We start from the raw sequence: 12,388 nt of genomic DNA, 5'->3' as shown, positions 1-12,388 counted from the left end.
AGATCGGGCTCCTGTGGGATGACTGAATTCTACAAAATAACCCAAAATTTCCTCAAGTGTGAGAAATTCGCGTCGATGGTTTTGATTGACATGACGCCACCCATGGAGCCGCTGCCGTAAAGTGTCGAAGCTGCGCCCATCACTACTTCGACGGATTGGACAAATGCCGGGTCGATATAAAGTGGTGCGCTAAAACCTGCGAAGCCGGTGTCGTTGTTGCGACGTGCCCCATCAATCTGGAGGATGATATCTCTTCCGTTGAAGCCGCGTATTTCAGGAATTTGTCCTTCGGTTCGCGCTCCACCGGCCATGTCCGCATCGGGAAGACGGTTTACCACATCAGCCAACGACGATGACATACGTCTTTCAATGTCCTGACGGGTTATCAGGCTTACCGATGCCGGGACGTCCTGGATCCGTTGTGGCGTTCGCGTGGCTGTGACAACAAGCAGCTCAGCTGCGTTGGTGGATATAGGGACGGCTGCTCCTGTTTTTACGTGAGTGCCGAGTTGTTTTGACGTGTTTCGTGATGACCGTTCCGGAGTTTTTTTAATCGCCGCCTGCCTGGTTGATGCGGCATTCTCCCGCTCTTTTCCGGGCAGTTCATTGGCATGCGCCGCGAAGGACGGGATAAGAAAAATTGCGGCAGAAAGTAAGTGCGCGCGGTGGAACGTGCGTGCGCAAACATGTGTCGAAGACATGGAAGCTGATCCTGAGCTGAGAATATCGTTCAGCCAGCAGGACGGTCATTGTCTTTTTCGTCATTAGTTTATGACGTCAGCGACGCACTATGCGTTAAGTGAACGCGTACGGTCGATTGAATGACAGCTTAAACGGCCTGCGGGCGCTAGAAGACCGCAGACACAGGGGGGCCACAGGAGAAAGGAACACCAAGTGTGATGACAGGTGGAGCACGAGGGTTAACGATGTTGACGTGGCGTTGCCAACGAATAAACGCCAGTGCCAGCAAGATAACGAGAGTTGTAAACAGGAATACTGGTAGGTGCAGGAGAGGGCATAACGGACAGCTTCCATCGTGATGAGAAGGATGCCCGGACATGTGGTCGTGGTCGCCCTCATTGTCGGCTGACACAGCCTGCGTCACATTGTCCATTGCCATGCCAGGCATATCCGCACAGACGGAGTGCTTATGTGGCGCGTGATAAACATGTGGAGCGATATCAATGCCTGTCAGGCGCAGGATGGTAGCACGAGGCATCTCTCCCGGCATTGCCTGACTCTGGATCAGGAGTTGCCCCAGAAAGCCCATGAGTGTGAACGCCACCAGAAACCAGCGGCTCAATGAAGAGCGGGGCGCAGGATGTATGGCATGGGCCATCTTTTGAAAACATATGCTCCTGTCACGGTAGACTTTTTATAAAATCCATTGTGGTTGCGAGCCTGTCAACTAGATATTGCACACACATGGCAGGCATTCCTACCAGGATGCTTGAAGAGCCCATTTTGGCTTGGCGGCAGTCGATTTTATAATCTCTGCCTGAGGAATGTAGCCTTGGGGAGATCTGGCTGTCCACAGATGTGGAACGCATATTCTTTGCCGGGAATGGAGCGGAAAACATCCGAATAAATGCCTTCAAGACATGTAACCAAGAACAGTTCACGCCTCTTTCTTGTGTCTAATTTCGAAAGCTGTTGGACCTCAGCGGGGAGCGTATGCATGTACCGATAATAACTTTAACGCCAGTTTCAGTTTTGTTTGCCGCCCAGTGGGTCTGTTCAAAATTATTTGTGCCGATTAGCAGCCGTCAGTGCATGGTCTGCTCGACCTGCAGGATATGCGGCCGGCGTTCACATCCAGCCCAGATCACATCGTCAGACAGCGATAGCCGCGAGAATGTGTTATTCCAGATCGTGAACAGTCCAGAGCTTGAACAGTAATGGGGGCGGCAATGCCGCCCCCGATATGCTCTTCAACATACGCGAGCGTCGACGCGACCCTTTCACGGGAACAGTCGTCGAACGCAGATGTAGGCAACTCCATAGAATGAGAGATAAAGGAACGGAATAAACAGAATATATTTTTCAAGATCTCCAAACATGATCAGATTTCCTCAAGAGATGTTTGCTCTTGCTGAGCGTCCAGCAGGATTGCACCGGCGCCAGAGATCAGGACAATCATCACCGTGCCGATCACCCAGGCGAAATACCATGGTCCCTGATCACCGACGAAGACGGCGAATAGCAGGGCAACTGTCAAAACGAGGCCAAGGCCCGCGAAGGAGAGAAGACGCATGATGAAAATCCTCAATAGCTATGTGAATCATGGGTGACATCCGCTGTCCGCACCTTTCCGCGCATGATGTAAAAACACCATGAAGTATAAGTCAGGATCAAAGGAACGAAGACTGCGGCGACGACCAGCATACATGTAAGGCCGTAAGCGCTGGCTGAACTATTCCAGATGGTAAGACTTTCATCGGGTCTGGTGGAGCACGGCATGAAAAACGGAAACATCGCGATACCAACAGCCGATATCGTCGCGGTCCATGCGCCTGCCCCGGTCCACCATGCAAGAGTTGGGCGATCAGCACGCAGGAAAACAGGTCCTGTGATCATGCAGACGATCCCCGCTAAAGGGACGATCCAGAGTACGGGGTAGTTTGCATAATGCGTCAACCAACCGCCGCTAACGCGGATGACGTGCTGTCCGTGAAGAGGGTCCGCGACCATACCGGGATCTCCTCCGGCGTTCAGAACGTACCCGACAGTATGCCTGATCCAGAACCCGCCGAGGGCGAAGAGAGCCGCAGAGATCCATCCGGCCAGCGTGGCATAGCGTCTGGCGCGGCCATAGATCGGCTCCTCGGCGCGAAGCATCAACATGGTACCTCCCTGATAAACACTTAGCGCTACAGCCAGAATGCCACAGAGAATGGCGAAGGGATTGATCAGATAGAGAAGAAACGACTGGTCCTGATGGTACTGACCAGTCCAATCAAAATGATAGCCTACGCCTTCGAGCACATTGCCAAAAGCAGCGCCGTATATAAACATTGGCAGAAAGCCGGAAATGAGAAATACCCAGTCCCAGCTTGCTTTCCAGACCCGATTATCGACTTTGGAACGATATTCGAACGCAACTGGACGCAGAATCATACTGAACAGCAATGCGATCATCACAACATAGAAAACAGAAAAGGATGTTGCGTATAGCGTGGGAAAGGCCGCAAAAATTGCCCCTCCACCCAGAATGAACCAAACTTGGTTCCCATCCCAATGTGGGCCAATAATATTGAGCGCCGTACGTCTCTCACCATCGTTGCGACCAACGAAACGCAGCAGCGTGCCAACGCCCATGTCCATACCGACCATGATCCCAACACCGATGAGTAGGACACAAAGAATGCCGGCCCAGAAGAATTTCAATAGCGCGTAGCTGTCCATGATTGGGTTTCCATACGTTAAGTTAAGGGAGTATTTTTATTCTGCCGGTACAGACGCGAACTGGTCACCGTTATGAGGTTTGGCGAGCCCGGCATGTGTCGTATGGTCCTCAGGACCAAGGCGAGCGTATTTGAACATGAGGAAAAGCTCTGCGGCGATGAATGCGGAATAAAGGATAGCAAAGCCTGCAAGCGAAAAGACCATGTAGCTGAAGCTGTGCGTTGACGCAGAAAGGAAGGTGGGGAGCAGGTTAAATACGGTCCATGGTTGACGCCCGGCTTCTGCGGTAATCCATCCAAACTCTGTCGCCAGAATAGGCAACGGGATTGACCACAAGCACAATTTCAATAGAAGCCGGTTCCGTTCGAGGCGATTTTTCAGGCTTGCCCAAGACGCGAATGCAAATAGTCCGAAGAACAGAAGAGACAGGAAGACCATGATTCGGAATGACCAGAATGTAACGAACACATTAGGGAGAATGTCAGGTTCAGTCTCGACGATGACCTGCTCGATCTTGCTGGCGGGAATACTGGAAACATCGTTGTGCGGTGCATGACGCGCAGCAAGGAACCCGTAACCCATATCGGCTTTATGTGCGTTGAAGCGCGCCAGATCATCCGCCGAACCACCGTCGCGCCATGCCTTGAGGGCTGTTACTGCTTCGATACCTGATCGTATATGCGGCGCTGCCTGTTCCTCAAGTTCATGCATGCCGGTGATCGGCGTGAAGAAGGAGTGAGTCACCAGTGGAGTGACAACGAAGGGCACGCCGATTTCGAAGTGGTTTTCCTGCTTCGCATCATCAGGCAGCGCAAACGCGACCCAAGGCTCAAAGGGCGGCTTTGTCGTGTGCCACAATCCTTCAATAGCGGCGATCTTCGTGGGTTGGTGCTCATAGACCATTCTTCCCAGCACATCGCCGAGGGTTATGACCGCCACCGTAGAAATTATGCCGAACAATGCGGCCATACGAAAAGAGCGCGCAGCAAACTGGCGATGCTGACCGCGGAGGAGGTAAAAGGAAGAAATGCCCATTACCAGCATCGCAGCGGAAACGTAGCCCGCAACCGAGGTGTGTACAAACTTTGCCTGCGCGTCGGGGTTGAAAATTACAGCTACGATGCTGTCAAATTGCATCCGCATTGTAGCAGGATCGAAATGGGCCCCCTGTGGTAGATTCATGCTCGCGTTTGCAACCAGAATCCAAAGCGCTGAAAGATTTGAACCCAGAGCGACGAGCCAAGTGATCGCCAGATGGGTATGTCGGTTCAGGCGATCCCATCCGAAGAACATCAACCCGACAAAAGTTGACTCCATGAAGAAAGCCATCAGTCCTTCAATGGCGAGCGGCGTGCCAAACATATCGCCGAAAAAGCGCGAATACATTGACCAGTTGGTGCCAAATTCGAATTCCATAGTGATGCCTGTGGCAACACCGAGAGCGAAATTGATGCCGAAGAGTTTGCCCCAGAACAGAGTCATGTCCTTATAGATTTGTCGCCCAGTGACGACGTAGACAGTTTCCATCGCGGCAAGCATGAATGTCAGCCCTAGAGTGAGGGGGACGAACATAAAATGATAGAGCGCCGTTATAGCGAACTGGAGCCGGGAGAGATCGACAACTCCCGGAATGATCGGTTCCATGATTTGATAGTCCTTGTCTGTAAGAGGAGGAGCGTGGAGCGTACGAGGCCGTCAGGGCGGACGGCAGGGCACAACGCGGCCATGCTCCAGTCGAACAACGTGGTCTGCCCGGTCTAGTGGCCCCTCACGATGTGCCAGATGGAAGATCGTCGGTTTGTGCGGGAGACTTTCGAGAGCATCGAGCAGGTTATGCTCGGTTTTGAGATCGAGTCCCGAAGTGGCTTCATCAAGAATCAGCCAAGGTGTTACGCGCAGAAGTGCCTGCGCGACCGCAATACGGCGTGCCTCGCCGCCAGACAGGCGGGCTCCTGATGCACCAAGAACAGTTTCGAGACCATCGGGCCAGTTGCGGACGGTGTTGCCAATCTGTGCCTGGTCAAGCGCGGACCATATGGCTTCGTCTGTCGCATCAGGAACGGCCAGGCTCATATTGCCGCGCAACGTGTCGTGAAAGAGATGGGCGCGCTGAGGCACGGCGGAAAATGAGGCTGATCGTTCCTGTGTGTTCCACGTGACGGCATTACTGTCATCGAAAAGGACGAGCCCCTTCGTGGCAGAGACCTGTCCCATTATTAACGCCATTACGGTACTTTTGCCGCTACCGCTCGGTCCTGTGAGCACGGTGGTCTCGCCACGGCGTAGCATCAGGTCAGTATTGCTGATTATGGGATCGGGGCGGTTTGGATAGCGAACCGTTACGTTGTCGAAGGATACTGAACGTGGCTCACTGAGTGGCTCGGCAATATGTTCTCGTGCTGGCGGCAATTCCATGTCCAATAGCCGCTTTACCGCGCCGTTAGTGCGAGCCAGGGCTGAACAGGTGGCCCCCAGAGGGGTAAGGATGTCAAAGGCTGCCAGCGCGCCGACGCTCAGCATTGGGAGAATTGCGTTCCCCGCCTCAGCGTGGAGACGTGCGGCACCGAGGATTGTAATACCAGTTGCGGTGAGACAGGCTGTAATGGGCAATGTTATTTCGAACGCGACCTGGCGTCGGGCAAGACTCGCGGCACTGGCTGTAACCGGTAACGTGCTCCGGTAGATTAAGTCCCGAAGGCCGTTCTCGCCCTGTTCGATCAGAAGGGTTTCACACGCCTGAAGCGTATCGATCAGTGTTGCCTGTGCCTCTGCACGAGCCTGGTCCCGCCAGGTAACATCGTGGTGCTGTTGCTTTGCAAGCCAGACCGGCCATGCGAGGCCCATGAGTGTAAGAGCAATACCGAGCAACAGGGCCGTACGCCCGTCGAATAGAGCGGCAAAGCCGATTGTGATGACGCAACTTAGTGCGGCCGTAGCTAGGGGCAACACGCCGTCAAGCCAACTACGCCCCAAAGTTTCGCTGTCTGTGACGCACCGATGTAGCAAGTCGCCACTGCGGTATCCAGCGAGACGGGTTGAGCCAATCCGTGCCAGTCGTCGGAACAGCCAGCCTTGTGCAATTCCGTTCTGACGAAGTGCGAGGTCATGGGTCAGAAGTCGTTCGCTGTAACGCGTAAGGATACGCGTCATTGCCAGCAATCTTACACAGGCGGCAGGCAAGACGAGATTAAAGGCGGCAGAACTGACAGGTCCGCCCAAGCCGGCAACGGCTGTCGCGGCCAGAAACCATCCCGCCATGGAGAGAAGAAATATGTTGCTTAGAGAAGCGAGGATACAAAGCGCAAGCCCAGAGATGATCAGTGGCCAGAGAGGTCGTCCGAGCCTGACTAGGGGCGGCCACGTTTTCATGCGGCTGTCCTTCCGTAGTGACTTCCCGTGACAGCAATGCGTTGGTCGGCATGCGCTATAATCGCTTCGTCATGGGTTGCGACCAGAACCATGCGCCGGTGTCGTTCGGCCATGAGCGTTGCCAATATCCGGGCAGCGCTAGTCGGATCGACTGAGGCGGTGGGTTCATCCAGTAACAGGATGTCCGGGGACTTGAGCAGCGCACGCGCCAGTGCAATGCGCTGTGCCTGTCCACCCGAAAGAATTCGTCCCTGATCACCAATATCCGTATCCAGCCCTTTGGGCAGAGCCTCAATCTCATCAAGGATCTCGGCCATCCTTGCCGCTTCCCGAATTTGTTCGGTTTCGGCTTCAGGGAAGGCGAGCAGGAGATTGTCGCGGATTGAACCAGCAATGAATTGTGGCTTCTGGGGTACCCAGGCTATCCGTCCGCGTAGTGCGAAGAGGAGGCCTGTGATTTCATCGCCATTGACAGTTATTGTGCCGTTGTGCGGGACAAAGCCAAGCAATGCCCGCAGGAAGCTAGTCTTTCCAACTCCGCTGGGGCCGGTCAGTGCACTCAGTGTGCCTCTTTTGAAAGACGCCGATAGGGGGGCGAATAGGAGTTCGTCCGCGAACGCTACGGAGAAAGCGCAGAGATCAAGACGGGTAACAGGCTCTTTGCGGAGTGTTTCCTCCAGCGTTACACCGTTGTCCGGCAGCGCAAGAAACGCTTCGATCCGCTCGAAAGCAGACAGCGCATTCATCCGCGTGTGGTAACTGGCCGAAAAGGCTCTGAAAGGAGCAAAAAAGCGCGGGACGATCAGCAGCACAATAAAGGCGCGTTCAAATGACACGTGGCCGCCAAGCAGGCGCGCAGCGAAAAATACCGCAACGACCGCAATTGACAGGCTGGAGAAAAATTCGAGCACCGCTGAAGTGAGAAAGCCAATTCGCATGACCCGAAGGCTGAGGAGCCGATGCCGCTCTCCCATAGACAGCAGCCTCTGGACTTCCGCCTGTACGCGACCGAACACTTCCAGCATTCCCAACCCTTGGAGGCGGTCCAGAAGTGCCGAAGAAAGCCGGAGCATTTCGCCCCATTGTTTTTCCATCACATCTTGCGCCCGATAGCCGACGAGCACCATGAACAGTGGCATCAAAGGACCGCAGGCAAGTAGTACCAGCGCGGTGATCCAGTCGAATGGGAGAAGCGCTGCGACGAGACAGGCCGGGACGCAGGCCATTGCCGAAGCATTTGGAATCCAGTGCTGGAAATACGGTTCCAGAGCCTCCACCGCGTCAGTGAACAGCGTGGCGACATGGCCGGCAGGCTGGCGAGAAATTCCTTGGGGGCCGAGCCTCAACAGTTTGTCTGTTAACGTTCGACGTAGCGTCTGACAGGTGATTGTAGCAGTGCGTTGACCGACGGAATGCGCACCTAGCATACAAAATAAATGCGTCACGAGTAGCGCGACGATGGTCACGAGTGTTATTACCTCATCACTAGGATGGGCGTTGGCACGGAAGGCGAGATCGGCGGTGATATGCCCGAGCATGGCGAGTGCGCCGCAGAATAGCAGTTCACCGAGTGTCTTCAGAACGACCGTAACGGCAAGAGCCATCCGTCGGTCGTGCAGGCACGCCGATAACCGCCTGTTGGCGTTATCCAGCATGATTTCAGGTCCGAATGAAGCTGTTTGAGCTCGATGGCACGGATGGTGCGCTGAACGTTAACTGCACTGAGCCGGGATTAAGCTGTGTCGCGCACACAGCGCCAGACGTCGGCTGTTGCAGGTGACAAACCCGGTTTGCGCTTTCGCAGTGAGCGCTATTTAACGCCAGTGCACCTACGCGCCAGATGCCGCAGGGGCAACGGTGCGCGACATAGTCGGCTACCTGATATATTTGCATAATGAATGTCCTGAAAAGAGTGTGGCGGAAGCACCATGTGATGTTTCCGCTTGGCTAGACTCAGATCAGGGAAGGAGGAGCGCGTGGGCGCGCGGAATCAGAAACACAGGACGGAGGCCCGCGAGCCGGTGCAGTGAACATGCCAAGTCGCCGGGAGACGACCGACTGGAGATCGAAGGGAGTAGACAGGTCGGGGACTATGAAAGCATGATCAGCCTGTTCGGCTACCATCATTGCAGCAAAGTCCGGGCAGGCATGATGATCATGCCTGTGTGACGGAGATTCTTGTCGAGAGCTGTCACACCACGTCGCTACTGACTGGAATTGCCGCGATTGATCTACCGCTGCCCGCGCTTGCAAGGACAGGCTGCCGATGACGATCTGGCAGAACACGGCCAGCAGAGCCAAAGCCCTGGACAGTTGACCGACTCTACGATGTCTCATTGCGGTTAGCATCACATCGGAAAGAAGGTCATAATTTGGAGATTTCTACAATAGCAGAAAAGTGAGAAGTGAGTTGCGAAACAGGTGGGCGTCGTGTCAATGTTAGGCGTAATAGTTTATGGTTCGGGATGTCCGTAACAAACGTGGTAGAAAGCTGTTTTTTCGTATGGTGACCGAACCACAAACAAGAAAAGTGAAGCGGCCCTCTGGTCGTTCGGCAGGGGGCCGGCCTCGTATGGCCGCGCTGCTCTTCAGTTGTGTTGCGCTGTTTTTTATTGCAGCCTTCGGGATGCAAGTGCTTATGCGTCCTGCTGTGGAAAAGTCGGTTGGTGGACCATGGTCATTAACAGATACAAACGGCACCCTTGTTACGCAAAGCACATTCCAAGGGCGGTATACACTTCTTTATTTCGGCTATACCCACTGCCCAGATATTTGTCCGGTCACACTGGGGACTGTGGCCGCCGCGCTTGATATGGCTGGGTCGAGGGGCAGGCTTGTACAACCCATTTTTATTTCAGTTGATCCACAAAGGGATTCATTATCGGTCATTAAGGATTATGTTGAGCGGTTTTCGCCTCGGATCATCGGACTGACGGGTACCCCTGATCAAGTTGCGTCAATGGAAAGTGCATTTCATGTCGAGGTAGAAGTCAAACCTGCACTGTCGTCAGATAAAGCTATGTATATGGTAAATCATACATCGGCTCTGTTTCTTATGGACGGTAAAAATCATCTTGTGCGGATGTTCTCTACGGATGCGAGTGCAAAGGAAATAGCACGAGAATTGGTACAAGTTCTGCCAGCCTCTTAATCTGACGACATGGGTCTGGGTGTATTGGAACGTGATTCCATTCTGTGTGGGTTACATAATATATTTTAACGTATTTTTAAAAAATAGCTCTGTGAGACAGAGCATAATCACCGTGTTCAGACGTTGCTCTTGCTGTCTCCTGAAACAAGTGCCGTAAAAATTTTCAGATCGATCTCTTTGACTGCACGCTGGATTGGTTCTTTCTTGAGGTGAGCATAACGTGCAGTCGATTTGAGATCGCGATGGCCCAGCAGTTTCCCGATCATGATCAGATCTTCGCCGAGTTCAAGCGCATCGGATGCGAAGGAATGACGAAGATCGTGAATGCGGACGTCCGCTAGCCCGGCTTCCTTTCGGATGCGTCGCCACGGCTTCTCCAGATCGGTCAGATGACCACCATCCTTCCGTCCAGTGATGACATACGGATTGCCCGCGATCATGGGAATGCTCTTCAGCAGGCCTACTGCACTCTCGCCCAACTGAACGGTTCGAGCGCCATTTTTGCTGTCGGGTAGTCTGATTACCCCTTCGTCCAGAAAAACATATTCCCATTTCAGACGTTGAATTTCCCGAAGGCGGCAACCTGTTAAAAGCAGGAGTTGAAACGCATTGACGGCTTCCGGCATCGCGGAACGGGCGTCGTCGAGTGCTTTGCCGAGACGCTGATGTTCTTCTGTTGTGAGGTAGCGCTCGCGCTTCTGCTCCTTATAGCGTTTCACGCCCCTGCATGGATTGACGTTGTCTGTCCGCACACCCCAGAGGATTGCCAGAGAGAACATTTTCGACAGCACCCCCAGCGTTCGGTTCGCCTGATATGGGATATGCCGGTAGGTATGGTGAAATGTAACGATATCAGAATGAGTGACAGAGGCTAGCTTCCGGCTGCCAATTTTTTTCGTAATGAACAGGTCAATCGCGCGTTGATATTCGCCTTGTGTGGTTTGTTTCAGATGCGTCTTCACATGCCGTTCAATGAAAATCTTACAGAATTGGCTGACGGTGGGGGAAGCCCGCTCTTCGTCGCGTTCTGTGTTTGGATCGTTGCCGTCTTTCACGCGGGCGAGGATTTTGATCGCTTCGTCGCGTGCTTTGTCTGCCGTCCAGGGACCATGATGGCCAATCGTATAACGTCGGAACCGGCCATTGGCTCGATAATGGACCACGTAGCTCATTCGGCCTGAAGGCCAGACCCGCAAGGCGAAGCCGGCGACTTGATCGTCCCAGACGATGTAGTCCTTCTCAGCAGGCTGGAGGGAGGCGATTATGCGCTTTGATATCCGGGGCATGGCTGCCTCCACAGGATGCGTATAGGATGCAAATGGGATTGAAACGTCAGTGTGAGCAAGCGTAGACAGAAGAACCAAGATGAACGACTTATTCAATTAAAATAATGTGATAGTAGTGGTTCTTCGGGATGCATCGGGGAGTTTCGTGGCAGGGCGTAGCTCTTGCCTACAAACTCATAACCTGAAGGCCGCAGGTTCAAATCCTGCCCCCGCAACCATCTGAAATTGCGATGCCAACGCATCACGAACCCCAGTCCCGTAACGGGCTGGGGTTTTCGTTTGTCCGCCTGACGCCACTGTCAGGATGCCCGCGAGATCACCCCGGACGTCGATCTGTAGACCCTTGTCAGACGGCGTGAGGATGATCGCCTCGATCAGCGAGCGGATCACTTCGGCTGCCTCCTGACGCTTTTCGTCCAGCTCGGAATGCAGCATGTCGTGCAGGCGTGCGAGTTGCCGGTGGTAGAACTCCGCCATCTGGGGATGGAGCAGGGGCGGGGGCGCCTCGGCGGTCGCGAGGAACTCCGTCAACTCCGCCTTGCGGGCTTCGAGTTTCGATCCGCGCTCCTTGACCGTCTCGATCGAAATCGCTTCCGAGAGGTAGAGATCCATCAGGCGCTGGATGTCGCGCTCAACCCGCTTCAGTTCTGACTCAGCCGCGCCGATGTCGGCCGACGCCTCCATGCGCAGCCGGTTCATCTCGGTGGTGAAAGCGGTGCAGAATTCGGCGAACAGGTCCGGGTCCATGAGATGGTGGCGCAGGGCGTCGAGGACGCGCCGCTCCAGTTCCTCGCGCCGCATATTGGTCCGGTTGTCGCAGGTGCCCTTGTTGCGCGCCGTCGAGCAGCCGAGCAAGGTGCCGGAGATCATGGAATAGCCGCCACCGCAGCAGCCGCATTTGCTCAGGCCGGAGAACAGGTAGCGCGGGCGGCGTTTCTCGCGGAAATGGTCGGGTGATGATGTGTCGCGTGTGTCCCGGCTGGCGCTGACGCTGGCCTGTCGTGCCTTGACCGCGTCCCACAGGTTCTGATCGACGATCCGCAGTTCCGGCACCTCCTGGATCACCCAGTCGGAGTCCGGATTGGGACGGGCCTGACGCTTGTGTGAGTGCTGGTTGTAATCTCCCCAAATGTGCTGGTTGAAAATTCCCCAGTTTGAGAACTGTGCGTGATCGTCA

9 protein-coding genes are annotated in these 12,388 nt (G+C 54.4%); 1 reads left to right on the top strand and 8 read right to left on the bottom strand.

The window, feature by feature from the left end; translation table 11 throughout:
- Nucleotides 1–29 precede the first annotated feature (29 nt).
- The 6 genes from DV027_RS16055 to cydD form a co-directional block, all read right to left on the bottom strand.
- A complete protein-coding gene (locus DV027_RS16055; protein ID WP_242621969.1) occupies nt 30–701 on the bottom strand; it encodes a TonB-dependent receptor plug domain-containing protein in 672 nt (223 codons plus the stop codon).
- Nucleotides 702–2,062: 1,361 nt separating this feature from the next.
- Complete coding sequence (locus DV027_RS16045; RefSeq protein ID WP_207303526.1) at nt 2,063–2,257, bottom strand: hypothetical protein; 195 nt, start codon at nt 2,255–2,257, stop codon at nt 2,063–2,065.
- Between the two features lie 8 nt (nt 2,258–2,265).
- Entirely contained in the window at nt 2,266–3,405 is a 1,140-nt protein-coding gene (cydB, locus tag DV027_RS16040; protein WP_130732876.1) for a cytochrome d ubiquinol oxidase subunit II, read from the bottom strand.
- Between the two features lie 36 nt (nt 3,406–3,441).
- Entirely contained in the window at nt 3,442–5,049 is a 1,608-nt protein-coding gene (locus tag DV027_RS16035) for a cytochrome ubiquinol oxidase subunit I (RefSeq protein WP_130732875.1), read from the bottom strand.
- A gap of 51 nt (nt 5,050–5,100) precedes the next feature.
- Entirely contained in the window at nt 5,101–6,774 is a 1,674-nt protein-coding gene (locus DV027_RS16030; protein ID WP_130732874.1) for an amino acid ABC transporter ATP-binding/permease protein, read from the bottom strand.
- Entirely contained in the window at nt 6,771–8,429 is a 1,659-nt protein-coding gene (gene cydD / locus DV027_RS16025; RefSeq protein WP_130732873.1) for a thiol reductant ABC exporter subunit CydD, read from the bottom strand. The genes DV027_RS16030 and cydD overlap by 4 nt, the downstream gene beginning before the upstream one ends.
- Before the next feature lie 917 nt (nt 8,430–9,346).
- Between cydD and DV027_RS16020 the strand changes: the two genes are divergently transcribed.
- Complete coding sequence (locus tag DV027_RS16020; protein ID WP_165399225.1) at nt 9,347–9,925, top strand: SCO family protein; 579 nt, start codon at nt 9,347–9,349, stop codon at nt 9,923–9,925.
- Nucleotides 9,926–10,041: 116 nt separating this feature from the next.
- Here the strand turns inward: DV027_RS16020 and DV027_RS16015 are convergent, their stop codons facing one another.
- The gene (locus tag DV027_RS16015) at nt 10,042–11,211 is read right to left on the bottom strand and encodes a site-specific integrase (RefSeq protein WP_130732871.1); all 1,170 of its coding nucleotides are present in this window, start codon (nt 11,209–11,211) and stop codon (nt 10,042–10,044) included.
- A gap of 174 nt (nt 11,212–11,385) precedes the next feature.
- Nucleotides 11,386–12,388: recombinase zinc ribbon domain-containing protein (locus tag DV027_RS16010; RefSeq protein WP_242621968.1), on the bottom strand; the 1,003-nt coding region annotated here is incomplete at its 5' end.

It is taken from the genome of Komagataeibacter xylinus (assembly GCF_004302915.1).
GTDB lineage: Bacteria > Pseudomonadota > Alphaproteobacteria > Acetobacterales > Acetobacteraceae > Komagataeibacter > Komagataeibacter xylinus_C.
This window is presented reverse-complemented; position numbering and strand designations above follow the sequence as displayed.

Bases quoted from the DNA above. Each gene is read 5' to 3' on its own strand.
- DV027_RS16035 (WP_130732875.1), bottom strand. From the start codon at position 5,049: ATGGAACCGATCATTCCGGGAGTTGTCGATCTCTCCCGGCTCCAGTTC.
- DV027_RS16030 (WP_130732874.1), bottom strand. From the start codon at position 6,774: ATGAAAACGTGGCCGCCCCTAGTCAGGCTCGGACGACCTCTCTGGCCA.
- DV027_RS16020 (WP_165399225.1), top strand. From the start codon at position 9,347: ATGGCCGCGCTGCTCTTCAGTTGTGTTGCGCTGTTTTTTATTGCAGCC.
- cydB (WP_130732876.1), bottom strand. From the start codon at position 3,405: ATGGACAGCTACGCGCTATTGAAATTCTTCTGGGCCGGCATTCTTTGT.
- DV027_RS16055 (WP_242621969.1), bottom strand. From the start codon at position 701: ATGTCTTCGACACATGTTTGCGCACGCACGTTCCACCGCGCGCACTTA.
- cydD (WP_130732873.1), bottom strand. From the start codon at position 8,429: ATGCTGGATAACGCCAACAGGCGGTTATCGGCGTGCCTGCACGACCGA.
- DV027_RS16015 (WP_130732871.1), bottom strand. From the start codon at position 11,211: ATGCCCCGGATATCAAAGCGCATAATCGCCTCCCTCCAGCCTGCTGAG.